This is a genomic window from Cohnella sp. GCM10027633, assembly GCF_042675445.1.
Lineage (GTDB): Bacteria > Bacillota > Bacilli > Paenibacillales > Paenibacillaceae > Cohnella.
The window spans coordinates 422,350-437,565 of sequence record NZ_JBHTGV010000005.1 but is presented as its reverse complement, the minus strand read 5'-3'; the positions used below and the strand labels follow the sequence as shown (position 1 = coordinate 437,565).

General features: G+C 58.1%; 15 protein-coding genes. 3 read left to right on the top strand and 12 right to left on the bottom strand.

Translation table 11 applies throughout. The features are described from left to right. Nucleotides 1–37: 37 nt before the first annotated feature. From ACFQZG_RS15440 to ACFQZG_RS15420, 5 genes are all read right to left on the bottom strand, one after another. A complete protein-coding gene (locus tag ACFQZG_RS15440; RefSeq protein WP_378154006.1) occupies nucleotides 38–481 on the bottom strand; it encodes a carboxymuconolactone decarboxylase family protein in 444 nt (147 codons plus the stop codon). A 45-nt stretch (nucleotides 482–526) separates the two neighbouring features. Then, nucleotides 527–1,426, bottom strand: a complete 900-nt coding sequence (gene sigJ, locus ACFQZG_RS15435; RefSeq protein ID WP_378154004.1) for an RNA polymerase sigma factor SigJ — start codon at nucleotides 1,424–1,426, stop codon at nucleotides 527–529. 100 nt (nucleotides 1,427–1,526) lie between these two features. Then, nucleotides 1,527–2,678 carry a type IV pilus biogenesis/stability protein PilW gene (locus ACFQZG_RS15430; RefSeq protein WP_378154002.1) on the bottom strand — a complete coding sequence of 384 codons (1,152 nt, stop codon included), beginning with the start codon at nucleotides 2,676–2,678 and terminating at the stop codon, nucleotides 1,527–1,529. Nucleotides 2,679–2,697: 19 nt separating this feature from the next. Beyond that, nucleotides 2,698–3,660, bottom strand: a complete 963-nt coding sequence (locus ACFQZG_RS15425; protein WP_378154000.1) for a hypothetical protein — start codon at nucleotides 3,658–3,660, stop codon at nucleotides 2,698–2,700. Between the two features lie 48 nt (nucleotides 3,661–3,708). Beyond that, the gene (locus tag ACFQZG_RS15420; RefSeq protein WP_378153998.1) at nucleotides 3,709–4,470 is read right to left on the bottom strand and encodes a hypothetical protein; all 762 of its coding nucleotides are present in this window, start codon (nucleotides 4,468–4,470) and stop codon (nucleotides 3,709–3,711) included. A gap of 216 nt (nucleotides 4,471–4,686) precedes the next feature. Here ACFQZG_RS15420 and ACFQZG_RS15415 point away from each other — a divergent pair, with 216 nt between their 5' ends. After that, nucleotides 4,687–6,255, top strand: coding sequence for a class I adenylate-forming enzyme family protein (locus tag ACFQZG_RS15415; RefSeq protein WP_378153996.1), 1,569 nt, complete (start codon nucleotides 4,687–4,689; stop codon nucleotides 6,253–6,255). Between the two features lie 104 nt (nucleotides 6,256–6,359). Here the strand turns inward: ACFQZG_RS15415 and ACFQZG_RS15410 are convergent, their stop codons facing one another. The 4 genes from ACFQZG_RS15410 to ACFQZG_RS15395 form a co-directional block, all read right to left on the bottom strand. Then, nucleotides 6,360–6,572: a cold-inducible protein YdjO-related protein gene (locus ACFQZG_RS15410; RefSeq protein ID WP_378153994.1), complete on the bottom strand. Its 213-nt coding sequence runs from the start codon at nucleotides 6,570–6,572 to the stop codon at nucleotides 6,360–6,362. 163 nt (nucleotides 6,573–6,735) lie between these two features. After that, a complete protein-coding gene (locus tag ACFQZG_RS15405) occupies nucleotides 6,736–7,566 on the bottom strand; it encodes an ABC transporter permease (protein WP_378153992.1) in 831 nt (276 codons plus the stop codon). Further along, nucleotides 7,541–8,320, bottom strand: coding sequence for an ABC transporter ATP-binding protein (locus ACFQZG_RS15400; RefSeq protein WP_378153991.1), 780 nt, complete (start codon nucleotides 8,318–8,320; stop codon nucleotides 7,541–7,543). The genes ACFQZG_RS15405 and ACFQZG_RS15400 overlap by 26 nt, the downstream gene beginning before the upstream one ends. Nucleotides 8,321–8,326: 6 nt before the next feature. After that, complete coding sequence (locus ACFQZG_RS15395) at nucleotides 8,327–9,340, bottom strand: ABC transporter substrate-binding protein (protein WP_378153989.1); 1,014 nt, start codon at nucleotides 9,338–9,340, stop codon at nucleotides 8,327–8,329. 262 nt (nucleotides 9,341–9,602) lie between these two features. Between ACFQZG_RS15395 and ACFQZG_RS15390 the strand changes: the two genes are divergently transcribed. After that, complete coding sequence (locus ACFQZG_RS15390) at nucleotides 9,603–10,100, top strand: PIG-L family deacetylase (protein ID WP_378153987.1); 498 nt, start codon at nucleotides 9,603–9,605, stop codon at nucleotides 10,098–10,100. Here ACFQZG_RS15390 and ACFQZG_RS15385 read toward each other — a convergent pair. Together ACFQZG_RS15385 and ACFQZG_RS15380 are read right to left on the bottom strand one after the other, a co-directional pair. Beyond that, nucleotides 10,097–11,554: a glycosyltransferase family 4 protein gene (locus ACFQZG_RS15385; RefSeq protein WP_378153985.1), complete on the bottom strand. Its 1,458-nt coding sequence runs from the start codon at nucleotides 11,552–11,554 to the stop codon at nucleotides 10,097–10,099. The genes ACFQZG_RS15390 and ACFQZG_RS15385 overlap by 4 nt on opposite strands. A 14-nt stretch (nucleotides 11,555–11,568) precedes the next feature. Beyond that, nucleotides 11,569–12,708 (bottom strand): glycosyltransferase family 4 protein, encoded by a 1,140-nt coding sequence (locus tag ACFQZG_RS15380; protein WP_378153983.1) that lies wholly within the window; start codon nucleotides 12,706–12,708, stop codon nucleotides 11,569–11,571. Nucleotides 12,709–12,834: 126 nt separating this feature from the next. Between ACFQZG_RS15380 and ACFQZG_RS15375 the strand changes: the two genes are divergently transcribed. After that, on the top strand, nucleotides 12,835–13,884 hold the full coding sequence (locus tag ACFQZG_RS15375; RefSeq protein ID WP_378153981.1) for a hypothetical protein: 1,050 nt from the start codon (nucleotides 12,835–12,837) through the stop codon (nucleotides 13,882–13,884). A 32-nt stretch (nucleotides 13,885–13,916) separates the two neighbouring features. On the opposite strand, the gene ACFQZG_RS15370 is transcribed toward ACFQZG_RS15375, so the two are convergent. Continuing rightward, nucleotides 13,917–15,146 carry an MFS transporter gene (locus ACFQZG_RS15370; RefSeq protein WP_378153979.1) on the bottom strand — a complete coding sequence of 410 codons (1,230 nt, stop codon included), beginning with the start codon at nucleotides 15,144–15,146 and terminating at the stop codon, nucleotides 13,917–13,919. Nucleotides 15,147–15,216 lie beyond the last annotated feature (70 nt).

Here is a 15,216-nt window from a genome sequence, read left to right as displayed (position 1 = left end):
GAGGAGTCCCGGCTCTTCTTACCATATAGAACATCGCTTAACGAATCGGCGGCACGTTGCCCATCGACACCGCGAGGCGGTTCCAGCTGTTGATCGTGATGATCGCGCCGACGAGATCGCAGATGCCCTTCTCGTCCCAATGCTCGCGCAGGCGGCCGAACAGTTCGTCGGATACGCGGTTCGAAGGCAGCAGCGTGACGACTTCCGCGAGCTCGAGCGCCAGACGCTCTTGCTCGGAATAGATCGGCGCTTCGCGCCAAGCGGGCAGGCAATGGATGCGTTGCTCGCTCTCGCCGCCTTGGCGGGTCTCGTGCGTGTGCATGTCGAGACAGTACGCGCAGCCGTTGATTTGGGATACGCGGATCTTCACGAGCTCGAGCAGCTTCTTATCCAAGCCGGCTCCGCGGATATATTGCTCCAATTGCAAGATGTGTTGGAATAAGCCCGGCGCGACTTTTACGTAGTCGATTCTTTGTTGCATGGGGTTGTCCTCCTCGTGATTCGGTTATTGTGTTGCTTACCAAACCTAAGACAATGTAGGTTCCCCGTTTGTGACGCCTCTAAGCAAATTCACGTGGACGAGCTTATCCGGGTTCATAATCATGTAGACGGAGGAGATTCGTCCATCTTCGTCCCCGACTACGGTAATGACCCGTATGAAGTCGTCCTTACGGTACATCAGCCCGCGTTGACCGTTCACGAACACCTCAGCCCATTCTCCCCGATAGGCTCCCTTCGCGGAGAGTCCTTCGAAGAACGCCGCCACCCGTTCGCGGCCGTAGATCGGGTTGATCGCCGCGCGCACTTTGCCGCCGCCGTCGGAGACGAGCACCGCGTCCTCGGACAGGCGGGCGATGACCTCGGTGAAATCCCCGTCGCGCGCCGCCTTCAGGAACGCCTTCATCCAGACGAAGACGTGCTCAGGCTCAGGTTGGGCCGTCTGTTGCGGCGCATCCTTAAGCTTGGCCGCCGCGCGAGACTGCAGCTTGCGGCAGTTCGCTTCCGTCTTGCCCAGCATCGACGCCAGCTCGTCGTAACCGTACCCGAACGACTCGCGCAGCACGAATACCGCCCGCTCCGCCGGCGTCAGCCGCTCGAGCATGACGAGCCACGCGTACGAGACGTCTCCGTCGCTGTCCAGCCTCGCCTCGGGTCCTTGCTCGGCCGACTCGATGATCGGCTCCGGCAGCCAAGCTCCGATATAGCTCTCCCGGCGCCTTCTGGCGGACTTCAGAATGTTGAGGCACCGATTGACCGTCAGCTTCGCCAAGTACGCTCCGGGATACTGCATCTCGACCGGTTCTCCCGCCGCCAGCTTCGCGAAGACGTCGTGAACCGCGTCCTCCGCGTCGGATACCGAGCCGAGCATGCGATAAGCGATGCCTTTCATCCGGCTTCCGTGTTTCATATATAATGCGTCATACATGACGTACACCTCGATCCGCGGTGCGGGCATAAGAATCCCGCTATCCTATAGGTTCCGCTTAAGCTCCGTTTGTGACGGTCCCGGCGCATAAGGAGTAACTTTATTTGGCCTTGATCCGTTCCTGCACCCGCTTCGGCGCGACTTTCGCCGCCTTGCTCCCGAGAAGCTTCCAATACTGCTTATAATGCGTCTTGGCGTCCGCCTTCAGTCCGAGCGCCCACTCGGCGTCGGCCAAGTTCAAATACGCGACCACGCGATCCGGCGCCAGCTTGACGACGTTCGCGAGCAGCGGCTTCGCCTCCTTGTTGCGTCCGGCGAGCGTCAGGAAGTACGCGTAATCGTTCAGGATGGCGACGTACTTGCCGAAGCCGATCGTCGGCTGCATGGCGAATTCTTCGGACGAGCCGACAATGTCAGCCTTCGTCAGCTTGCCGTCCTCGTACCGGACGCCGAACGCGTCCGCATACTGGCCGAGTCCGTAAGCGAGATAGCGGATCGCCGTCTTCAAGTCTTGCTGATAGAAGCCCAGCGCCTTCTGGTGAGACAATAGCAACGCCGGCCCGGCCAGCTCGAAATATTCCTGATAGAAGGCGGGATACGACGCCGCGTCGGTTTCGTCCAGGCGAAGCAGCCCGGCGATGTCCTTCTTGCGAATCAGCTCGCCCTTCTTATCGAAGTACGCTTGGGAAGGATCGTCGTATTCATGCACCGCTACAATGAGCTTCTCGCCGTTCCATTGCAGCTCGGCATTCGATTCGAACGCACGGAACGGCGCCTGCGTCCAGACGATCAAGCGATCGTTATCGGTCGACAGCTCCAGCTTGCCCATGTTGATGAATAGGGCTCCTTCTTCGCTCGAATCGGCGCTGCCGAGCAACCGCATGCGGGTCAGATTCGCGTCGGCGGCCAGCAGCAACAGCTCGATGCCCGTCTCCTCGCGGTAGACGAACGATACGAATTGCCTCGCGTAGCCGGCGGGCACTCCGCCGAGGAACACTTCCATAAGGCGGCTCGCGTCGAGCTCCGAGGCTTCGGCCTCCGATAGCTTCAGCTCTTCCGCGATGAAGCCGAATAACTTCTCGGCGATCGCGACGTCGTCGACGTCAATCGGCTGCTTGACTGCCTTAGAAGCTGCCACGGCCGGTGCTGCGATCGCGGAACGCGCCGGTTGGACGGGTACGCTTGCGAACGCAAGGGCGAGGGCGATCCCTGCGATGATCGACTTACGGGTCATGCGTTGACGAACGGACATGTGCGACTCCACCTTTTCTTTAACCGTGCTTAAGATTAATGAGGTATCGAAAGTTTCGAACGACCGCGACGTCTGCGTAACGAGCACGACGAGAGTGATCGTAGAACGCGGCCGGAAACTTGAACGAATGGCCGTAATCCCAGTCGTGCTCCGCAACCTCGTCGCCCCAATACGCCGCCTCTTCGGGCAGATGCGGCGAGCGCCTCGCCGGCACGAGAGGCAGGCGGTCGACCGGCGATGCGAGCTTGATCGGGTCGTCGGGCGGGATGCTCCGGCTAGCGCGGAGCGCCTTGGCGAGCCGTTGCAGCGGAACGACGCCTCTCTTGAACTGGGCAGCGTAACCGAGGTCGTGCAGCAGGTTGAGCGCGTGCGAGTAAGTGAGCAGATGACCGATCAGGTCGTGGTGCGCTTCCGCCCGGTAGATCGTTACGAAGGCGGCAAGCTCGCCGAGCACGAACTCGGACAGTTGCTCGGGCCTTTCGATGTCGGGCATGCCGTCGGACGGCTCGATGACGAGTCGCTTGACTTCGGATGCCGTGTAGCCGAGCCAAGATCGGCCCGGTATCGTTCGCTCGAACGAGCCGATAAGTTGCGCGATACCGTCAGGCACATCCTCGCTTACCTCGCCGCCCAGCTCCCGAATCGCCCGCAAGCTATGCGCCGCGTAGATCGCGTTGTGGCCGACCCAGTGCAGCCCGTCGATCGTCCGCTCGAGCGCGGCGACAATGACGGCCTCGGCTTCGGCGGCGTGGACGAGGCGCGATCCGCCGTCCGTCTCGAAGGCCGGCAACGCGTGACGTCTTACCATCTCCTTCGCCTGCTCCGTTAGACGTCGCGCGGCTTCCGGATCGATTCGATCGTCTCGCGCGAGATCGTATGCCGCGATCGCGGCGGCGCCGTAGTGCGCGTGCCAGATGTCGCCGGTGACGGGCTTGCACCGCGCGATGATCGTTAGTCCGTCCTGCAACAACGTCTTATTCACGGCTTCCTCCCCCGATCGCTAATCGCAAAAAGAGCGATCCTACGCGGATCACTCTTCGGCGTTTTTCTGGATTTTGCTCGGGTTGTTGATCTTGTACGGGACCGGATGCTTGAGCAGCTTCTTCGCCGCGATCTTCCCGTCGAACGTCAGCTTGTCGCCGACCGCCAGCTCCAGCTTCTTCAGCGTGGCGCTATGGCTCGACCAGGCCAGCCCGACCTCGATCTCGGGATCGAGAATCGCGACTGCCTCGTAGATGACGACCTCGTCCTCTTCTTCGGTGAAGTGGTTCGGCACCTTCGCGAACTCCTGAACGGTCGCCGTCATCTTCACCTTGTCCTCCGGCAACTGAAGCTTCTGCTTCTTGCCCGGCTTGGCGGCCGGCTCCTTCTTCGGTTCCGCCGCCGCGGGCGGAGCCGCCTTGACCGGTTCCGGCGCCGCCGCTGGCTCGGAGGCAGCCGGCTCTGCCAACGCTTGCGCCGCGACTACCGGCTCGCCTTCACCGCTTGCCGCGCCTTCGGCCTCGCTATCCGCTACGGCCCGGCTGCCGAAGCTCGACGCCTGCATCTCCTTCAAGAAGGACGGGTGGATGCAATGACGCTGCCCGCTCTCGAACGCGATGACCGCCGTGAACGAATCGACGTAGCCGACGATGCTGCAGCCCCAGGCTTGTCCGGCCCTCTTGTACGTGAACGCCTTCGTCTTGGTCGCCTTGTCGGACAGCAAGCCCCATTCCCGGCATTTCGAGATTTCCTCGTCTTCGTTCTCGAACGGCGTGTAGCCGCTCGGCTCGATCGCGAATGCATGCGCCATCGTTCAGACCACCTTTTATCGACGTTTCCATATATCGTTCATTTTACCGTTATGCATGGGGGAATTCAATGAGGTTGCTTTGTCTGGTTACCCATAACCAAAACCTCTTGCATTTATAAATAATCGCAATTTGTCGCACCGCCTCTCCCATGATACGCTTCAATAGCAGGGTAAATTTATAGGAATTATTACAATTCATAAGGAGGAGGCGCCGCTATGTTGCTATCGCAAATACTGCCGACGGTCGCCCGCATGCAGCCCGATCGCGATGCCATGAAAGATCGACATGGTTCTTACACCTACGAACAAGTACTTTGTTACGCGAATAGCGTTGCCTATGGACTACGGGAGCTTGGTGTCAAGCCTGGCGATCGGATTGTTCTGCTTAGCGACCCTTCCCCCTCTCTCGCCATCGCGGAATGCGCCGCAATCGCCATCGGAGCGATACCGGTTGGAATCTTCCCCGGTCTAGCGCGAGATGAAATTGTCCAGATCGTCAGAGATGCCGACCCGATTGCCATCGTCTACGATTCGGAGAACGCGAAAATCTCCGAATGCGTGGAAACACTCTCCATTATCCACCCCATTCCCGTTCGTTCGACGCAATCCCGCCCTTCCATCGCGAGTTTCATCTCAGACTCCCCTCAACTAACCCTATGGCATCAAGCATCGCCCGACGATGTCGCGCTCATTATCTATACCGGCGGAACGACCGGCCGTTCCAAAGGCGTCATGCACTCGCACCGCGGCATCGCCAGCTGGTCATTCCTGAATCCGGAGAGAGGCGGCGGACACAACAAGACGAAGAAGTCCCTCGTCCCGAACCAGGCGCACCTGACCGGACAGTTCATCTTGTGGACAACGTTGTTCGAAGGCGGTTGCCTTGTCTACCCGGACACGTACCCGCTGCAAGCGGAAGAAGCCGTGCGGCTCATCGAGCGCGAACAGCTGAAATCCATCGGCACCGTCGGGTTGCTATTCAAAGACATCGTTCGCTTGCTGACGCAACGGGACACGCCTATACCCTACGTCGAAGGCATTTCCTGCGGCGGCACTCCCTTCGGCGAGACAACCTTCAAGCAAGCGCGCGAAGTATTCCCGAACGCCCATCTGATCGAAGTATATTCGCAGACGGAGAGCGGTCAATTCATTAGCTTCGTCTCCATTAACGACTGTTTTGCCCTAGGCACCCCCGACCGAATCCTATCCGTAGGGAACCCGAAGCATACGGAGTATTGGGGACAACGGCCTTTCGAAGTACGCATCGTCGACGAATCGGGCCAAGATGTGGAGGAAGGGGCCTTCGGCGAGGTCATCTGCAGAGGAGAACAACTCATGCTGGGGTACTGGAACAATCCCGAAGAGACGAGCAATGCGCTGCGGAACGGATGGTTGCATACGGGCGATATTGGCCAGTTCGACAAGGACGGCTTTCTATATCTGCTGGATCGAAAAAAAGACATCGTTATCGTAGGCGGCTCGAACGTATACGGCTCGGAAGTCGAGGAAGCATTGAGCACGCATCCCGCGATCGAGGAGGTTGCCGTCATCGGAACGCCGCTGCCGGACGATGGCGAAGAGGTGACCGCAGTGATCGTAGTAAAAGAACATGCCGAGCTGTCGTTAGAGGAGCTCAGGGTCTGGTGCGCCGGCCGGCTTGCGGTCTATAAGCTCCCTACTCGATTAGCGATTACGGATACGCTGGCCAGAACTTCGGTCGGCAAGCTGAACAAAGCGGAAATTCGCAAGCCGTATTGGCAAGGGAGAATGCGAATGATCAACTGACCGTTGCGTCATGGGTACGAATCTTCGTATATAGAGGCTGAAATACGAACAAAGACGCTGCGCGAATCGCGGAAAGCGTCTTTGGTTCTTAATAGTCTATCTCTCTACTTCCAAGGATCGGCCGGCTTGCGCGCCGCCTTATGCTTCTTCACGAGCTTCGGCAAATGCTTGATGCCCCGAATCATCTGTCCCTTGCACAGCGGACATTCCGGCGCGTCCGACGTCGCCAGCTCTTCCCGCGTCCAGGCTTTGCATTCTTTGTCTACGCAACGCCAGATCGGCACGGCCTGCAGGTCCGGCTTCGTTTCGGTTTCCACGCGTTCTTCCACCCCCAACGTACTGTAAAATGCCCCGATCGATACCCGGCGATTTGACGAATCATCGGGACGGCGCATAGCCCGAAGACGGCACCCCATCTCCGGGCAGACTGATCTATTCTACTCGCATACGCGCCCGAAAGCAAAAAAGCAAAGCGAGGCCTCACATCTTCCCGTGAAAGCCCCGCTTCAAGAGCGCGTTGCCGATCAGATTAACGATGCCGTATAGCAATACGGACATCAGCGCCAGCATGCAGATGCTGACCATGACCATGTTCATCTGGAACACTTGCCCGCCGTAGATGATGAGATAGCCGAGTCCCGCCTTCGAGGACAGGAACTCTCCCATCACGACGCCGACGAGCGTCAGTCCGACGTTCACCTTGAGCGTCGCGATCAGGTTCGGCACGCTGGCCGGCAGCATGACCATCCGCAGCATCTGCAGCTTGGTAGCTCCGAACGAATCCATCAACTGAAGCTTCGTGCGCGCGATGTCCTTGAAGCCGTTCTCCACCATGATGATCGTGACGATGACCGAGATCGCGACGGCCATCCCGTAGACGGAATATCGGTCGCCGAGCCAGATGTAGAAGATCGGCCCGAGCGCCACCTTGGGCAGCGCGTTCAGCACGACCATATAAGGCTCCAGCACCTTGGAAGCGTAAGTCGACCACCAGAACAGAACGGCGATCAACGTGCCGAGCGCCATCGATACGACGATGCCGATGATCGTCTCGGTCGCCGTCACGCGGGCATGCATGAACAGGGAGCCTTCGAACGCCAGCTCGCGGAACGTCGTCGCCGCCTTGGACGGCTGGCTCGTAAGCAGCGGGTCGATCCATTTCAGCCTGGCCGCCAGTTCCCATAGTCCGAGGAATGCGACGAGCAGCGCGAGGCGCGACAGGACGATCCCCGCGCGCGCCCGCTTCTGCAGCTTCTTGTACCGGACGTATCCCGGCGACGGCTCGTTATCGCGCGGTGACGACATGGCCATCGAGATCCTTCCATATGGAGTTGAAGTATTCGTGATACCGGCCCGCTTCCCGTTTCTTCCACGGGGATAGGCCCTCGCCTTCCTCGAACGAGATCGGATATTCGGCGATGATCGAGCTCGGACGCTTCGACATGACGAGCACGCGGTCGGCCATGCTGATCGCCTCCGAGATATCGTGCGTGACGAGGATCGCGGTCTTGCCTTGATCCTTGATGATATGGAACACGTCTTCCGCCAGCGTTAGGCGGGATTGGTAGTCGAGCGCGGAGAACGGTTCGTCGAGCAGCAGAATGTCCGGGTCGGTGACGAGCGTCCGAATGAGCGCGACCCGCTGGCGCATGCCGCCGGACAGCTGCTCCGGACTGTGTCCGGCGAAGCCCGCCAACCCGTAACGCTCCAGCAGCTCCCGCGCCCGAACCAGCGCCCTTCCTCGGTCCAGCCGCCGGATTTCCGCGCCGACGAGCAGGTTGCTCAGCACGTCGCGCCATTCGAACAGGTGGTCGCGCTGCAGCATGTAGCCGACCTTCGGGGAGACGCCCGACGTTTCCCGGCCGCCGACCAACACCTTCCCGGACGTCGGCTTCAGCATGCCGGAGACGAGGGAGAGCAGCGTGCTCTTCCCGCAGCCGCTCGGTCCCACGATGCTGATGAACTCTCCCGAGCCGATCTCCATGTTCACGTCCCGGAGCGCTTCCGTCTCTTGCTTCGGCGTAAAATAGCTGAGTCCGACGTCATGCACTTCGATCTGCTTCATGGCCGGTTACTCCGTATCGATCTTCTTCGCGTAGGTCATATCGACGACGGCGTCCATATCCGCGATCTTCTCTTCCGCCTTCAGCACGCCGTTCTCGACGAGCACCGCTTGCAGCGTATCGAACTGCTCCCGCGTCATCACCGGATCGGTCGTCCATGTGTCCTGCCCCTTATACCGCTCGATCGACTGGATGATCAGATCGCTCGAAGTGCCCTCGAAGAACGGGGCGAGCGCCTTCGCGATATCGTCGTCGGACGCGGTCTGCAGCCAAGCGGCGCCCTTGGCGACAGCGTTGGAGAACCGCTGGATGACGTCCGGATGATCCTTGATATAGTCCGAAGTCGCGACGTACGACGTCTCGGGGAACGCGCCGAACGCTTCGCCCAGCGATGCCGCGTAATACGCCTTGCCTTCCTTGACGAGCGTCGACGCGACCGGCTCGAACAACTGGATGAAGTCGCCCTGGCCGCTCGCGAACGCGCCCGCCATCGCCGGTGCCGCGATGTTGGTGACGACTTCGGCGTCCGTCACCCCTTCCTTCAGCAGAGTGGAGTTCATGACCATCCCCGGCGCGCTGCCCGTACGCCACCCGATGACCTTCTTGCCCGCCAAGTCGCTCCACTCGAACGAATCGAGCTTCTCGCGGGACAGCAGGAACGAGCCGTCCTTCATCGTAAGCTGGTAAAATATTTTGAGCGTCTTATCGCCCTTCTGGTTGTGAATGTAGATCGCCGTCTCCGGACCGACCATCGAGATGTCGGCCGTGCCCGCGAGCAATGCGGCGGCGCCCTTATCGGATCCTTGGGCGGTGTTGAGGTCGAGCGCGATGCCCTCGTCCTCGAAGAAGCCTTGCGACATGGCCGCATAGTGCGGCGCGTAGAAGATGGACCGGATTACCTCGGAAAACTTGACGGTTACCTTCTCGGACGACTTGTCGTTGCCGTCCCCTCCGCAAGCGGCCAGCACGACGATCAACGCGGCGGCGAGCGACAGCATGGCGGTCTGTCTCCATCGCTTCATGGCGAGTCTCTCCTTCTCCTGAATCCCGTTGTAGGATCAATCTATGTCATTCGCCCAGACAGGGTTCGAATTTTCCTAACATATTCCATCGAACGGAGGATTTGAGCAAGCTCAAATAGACGGATATACGAACCGGCGATCCCTCGCAAGAGGCGATCGCCGGTTCGTCGTTATTCGGCGGCGATCGAATTCTTGCACGAAACCCGAAGCGACTCATAGTATGGAAAAAAATAGGCCGTATCGCGCGCGGAGGGATCATCGATTGGCTGATCGTCTTATGGTCGTGGCTCATCCCGACGACGAGAGCATATTCGGGGGAGCGTTGTTGCTGGGGGATAAACGCTGGAAGGTGATCTGCGTCACCAACGGAGATAACGAATCGCGAAGGCGCGAATACGCGAAAGCCATGGCATTCGTGCAGGCAGACTATGAAATATGGAACTATGAAGATCGGTACGACGGCGACTTCGATCGTACGCGGCTAAGCCGGGATATCGAGCGGGTACTTAACGAAAGAACATATGAAATGATCGTAACGCACGGCTTGAACGGAGAATACGGACATCCCCAACATATCGCCTTGTCCGAGGTGATGCATCGGTTAGTCAAGAACAATCTGTACGCGTTCAAATTAAGCGATCGAATATTGGATTTGAACACTTTGCGCGCCAAACTGAAGCTTCTTCGCGTTTACCGAAGTCAAGACATTGAAGCCTACAAGAAGTATGTCGTCTACGAAGGATTGGAAAAGGCGTTCTAATCCGCCCGCTTCGCGATCTTCCTGCGCCTCGTCGAGCTCTTCTTCTTGAACGACGACTTCTGTTTCGATCGATTTCGTTGTTTGCTCCTCCGATGGCCCGTACTCCGTTCATGAATACGACGAGAGGCGGAAGTTATCGACGGTTTGGGATGCGTATCGCCGATCGTCCCTTGCTCGAACATCCGGTCGATATATTGATAGAGATCGGCTACGGTTCTATCGATGTCGCTTCGCAATTCGTTCAGCAAGCTTTCCCTGTCCCGATCGTATCTCTCGGCCAGATCCGATTTCAATTGCTCCAACGTATCCTCCAGTTCGTCGTTCGCAACGGAATGCTCCGCTATGTTTTTCAATTTCGGGGCTTGTTTGACCAGCTCGCGGAATTTGGCGGCCGTACGGTTCGATACGGCCGTCCACTGGAACCGTTCGGCTTGCCTGAACCCGCGTTCGACGAGTTTGCGCCGCAATGCGGCGTTGGACACGAGCTCGACCAGCCCTTGCGCGATTTGGTTCACGTCATGCGGATCCACTTGAATGGCCGCATCCCCGACGATCTCGGGCATGGAGCTGCCGTTGGACGTAAGAACGGGCGTTCCGCATAGCATGGCCTCGAGCGCAGGCAGCCCGACCCCCTCGTACAAGGAGGGAAAGACGAGTCCCTGCGCTCGGTTATACAGACGCAATAACTGAGACTTGCTTATTCGACCCGTATAGAAGACGCGATCCGCAATGCCGCACTCCGCCGCCAGCCCGTCAAGCTTCGCTCTGACGGCTTCCGAAAGCTGATTGACGAACAGCAACCGAACATTCGCGCCGAATCGGGAATGTTCCGCGGCCCGAGCGAACGCTTGAATGATTCTCTCCGCGTTCTTGCGATAATCGGAAGGGTTGAACGCCATTACGTAAGGCTTATCTACAGGGAATAAATGCCGCATTTCTTGCAGATCCGCTTGCTCGAGCACGAAAAAATCCTGGCAGCCTACGCCGATTGCCGTGATGGACTCGGGAGCGAATCCGATTCGAACGAGGTCCTTCCCAGTGAACCTCGAGTTCGTAAACAAATGATCGAAGTTCTTGAGCATCGCCAATTGGAGATGGTATAGCCGCTTGATATTCTTATCCGCCAAGTACACGTCGGGATAGATCAACGGAATAATATCGTGAACAAGAGCGGTTAACCGAACCCGGGGCAACCGATCATGCAAGATGATCTCCGGGAACGGAATCTGCATCGGACTCGGGAAGTGAAAGATATCCAGCCGATTATCCAGAATAAAGTTCGATAATTGAGTCTGATATTGCTCCTTGGTCAGAATGCGGTAGTCCGGCTGAAAGTAATACAGCTGTATATCGGGATGCTCCGATAGATGAGCAATATGAGAAAAAGCATAGTTCCCGATACCGTCGAACGCCACCTGATGCTGGGCGTAGTACATATCGATTCCAACTCGCATCCCTTATACCCCCGCTATCGTTTCAGTATTTCATTCGTCTTGGGAGCGGTTATTCTCGTTCCGACGGTCTTCTCGATCGCCTGGATGAATAGGGCCGCCGAACGTTCCCAGTTCCATCGCATCGCGGTTTCTCGCGCTTGCTTCGCCTTGGCTCTCGATATATCGCGATCGGCGTACGCCTTCCTCATGATCAATTGCAGCGATCCGCCATCCGCTTCCGCCCATAATTGGTCCGGTTTGTAGAGCTGGGTATAATGCAGCGGCTGAGCGGGTACCAAGCGAAAAGGAATCAAGTATCCGTTGCTGGGCTTAATGAAATCGGTATGTCCGCTCCACCCCGTGGCAATGACCGGCGTCTCGCACGCCATGCTCTCCAAGAATGGAAGACCTACCCCTTCGCCTCTCGTCGGCGACACGTAACAGTCCGCGCCGCGGTATAACTCAGCCAATTTCCGGGGGGTCATAATGTCGGTGAACGTTCGTACTCTCGGCGTGCCCGTTTTTCTCGGCACCTGCTGAATCGCTTGCTCGTACCAGGACCGCGGTATGGGCTCCGTCGGCTTCGCGAACGTTTTGATCAGGAGCACGACGGGTTCATGCTCGCCGAATTCTTGCAGATAAGCTTTCAGCAGAATGTCCGGTCCCTTGCGGTGAGACCAGCCGAACACGGATAGGAATACGAACGTCTCCTCGCTCTCTCCAAGCCTCTCCCGTCTCCCGACGGGATGGAACAGGTCGGCGTCGACGCCGTAAGGCGCGATCAATAAGGGGACTTTGGCGCCGCCCTTCAAGAAGGTTTGACGATTGAACTCGTTCGGCAGGATAAGACCGTCGAACTGATTGCAGCCCTCCACCATCTCCGCCGGGGCTTTGGAAGTTTCCCACATGGTACAGCTGAGCGCCTTCGCGAATCTTCCCCGATCTTGCGAACGCCTTTGAACTTCCTGGGTTAACAGGACCTGGTCTCTCTGATTCGGCTTGTTCTCCAATCTGCGCAATCTGTCCAACTCCGATTTATCCAAGGAAACGCTGCGGTCTCCCATGACCTCGATTCTCACGTCGACGCCGGCATCCTCCAACCGACAGGCTAATTGGCGAGCGCAATTGCCGAAGCCCGTTGCTTCGTAGAAATAATTCCGGAAAACAACCTGCATCCTCGCAACCTCCACTGATGGATTACCCGCAGTCGGCAATATATACAGTCATGTGTATGTCGATTATCCGCAATCGTTCTAGACAAACAGACCGGGTGCGGCAATAACATGAAGGAGGGGAACCCCGTGAACGCAAAGCCGTTGGTATTCGCCGACTTCCATCACTCCTCGCTGTTGTACAGTCTGATCATGCTGTTCGAAGGACGCATGAACGGAAGTCTCTATCGTCCCATCGGCTTGGATTGGCATACCCAAGGGTTATGGCGGTTGTCGGACGACCCGGGCGTGGTGAATCAGTATCTGAGCATAGAAGGAGCAACGCCGCTTAAACTGAAGGGAACGATCGCAGGTCTTCCCTACCCTTCCGTTTACTCGTACCAAGACGAAGGATTCGCCCATAAAGCTATTACTTTAGAAGCCTTCTACCGAATGCCGGTGGATATCGTAATCGCTTCGGTCCCCGAGCATATCGAACCTTATCGCCGGCTCTGCGCCGTTCATCCCCGCAAGCCGAAGCTGATCTTCCAGATCGGCAATCCTTGGACTATCGAAGATAGGCAGGTGCGGAACGTGATGTCCAGCGCGCTAGTTAGAGACGTACCTAGCGACATCCATTATATTCGTTATCATCAAGAGTTCGATCTGACCGTGTTCCATCCCGACTTCGCATCCCCGGGCCGCCATATTCACGCCTTCATCAATTGCTTCGCGACGGCCGATCAATATGTTTCGGATTGGAAGCTGTTCGAAGAGATAGAAAGGTTAATGCCCGATTGGACGTTCCGAAGCTTCGGCGGGAACTGCCGGGACGGAGATGCCGCGGGTCCCGCCGAAGTCGCGAGATGCATGAAGAAGGCCAGATTCGTATGGCATACCAAGAACGGCGGCGACGGGTACGGGCATGTGATCTATAACAGCGCCGCCGTAGCGCGGCCGATGATCGTAAGAATGGCGGACTACGAAGACAAACAGGGAATAGAGCTTATGTCGGACGGAATCACGTGCGTGGCCATAGACGGATTAACGCCCGGCGAGATCGCGCGAAAGATCGTCTACTACTCGGATGAACGCCGGTATGCCGCTCTATGCCACAATATCCGCGACAACTTCAAAGCGAAAGTCGATTTCGACCGCGAGGGAAAAGCACTGAAGAAATTCATAAAAAAATTGAGATGACGATTCGTCATCTCAACTCGGTGCTTGAAGCATTAGGATTGCGCTTGCGCCGTCTCCGCCGCGTCCACCTGCAGCCGCTTGATCTGAGACAGGAGGAACAGCCCGGTCAGGACGGTCACGATGCCCGCCCAGAAGAACCAAGACTCGATGCCGAACTTGTCCACGATCGGCCCCGCCAGCACCAGTCCAATCGGCGAAGCGAGCAGCATGACGCTCGTGACGAGCGAGATGACGCGACCGAGCATCTCCGGCTCGAACGCCCGCTGAATCATCGCCATGTACGGTCCGTTGAAGAACGGGGACGCCGCTCCCATCAGGAACGACATGACGACGAACGCGGCGAACGCGCCCGGATCGAGCACGCCGCTGACCGCGCACGCGACGCCGATCGCGACGAGGCTGAGCCAGATGTACGTGACGTCCTTCGCCTTCGACGCCAGGACGGACAACCCCAGCCCGCCTGCGATCATGCCGGCGCTGAACACCGCTTCGACGAGGCTCGCGCTATATCCTCCCCGTCCGAAGTGCGACAGCGTCATGAACGGGAATAGCGTCGCGAGCGGCATGAACGCGATGCTGAATACCGCCGTCGCCCCCGTAATGATGACGACCGGCTTCACCTTGACGAACGCCTGCCAGCCGACCTTGAACTCCGCGGCGAAGTCCTTCTTCTCGTGCGTCGCCGGTTTCGGTTGGTTGATGCGAACCCTCATCAGCATGAGGCAAGCGATCAATGCGCCGAGCACGTCCAAGAACAGCACGACGCCCATGGACGTCGCCGAATAGACGGCGATGCCGAGCGCCGGACCGATGACGGTCGACACCGAGAACACCATCTGGTGCCAGCCCGCTACCCGGGTCAGCTCTTCCGCCGGAGCGATCAACGGAATGGCCGCTTGGAACGACGGCGCATGGAACGCGGCCGCGACCGAGCGGACGAGCAGGATCAGGTAGACGAACGCCAGGCTCGGATCTCCAAAGTAGAAGTATACGCCCAGCAGAAGGCTGAACAACGCGATCGCGGAGTCGGAGACGATCATCGTCTTTTTGCGGTTCATCCGATCCAGCCATACCCCGATGAACGGCCCGAGCACCGCTTGGGGCAGGAACGCGATCATCCCGGCTATCGTTAGCACGACCGCCGATTCCGTCGTCTCCGTCAGATGCCAGATGATCGAGAACTGCACCATCGACGACGTCAGAATCGAGAAGATTTGCCCGGCGAAAATATACGCGAACGCTTTTTTCCAAGGCGTCTGCATGATCAATCCCCTTTATCCCAATCTAGCTTGCCTATCATTCTACGGACGCGAGACAACCTCGTTTCTCTTA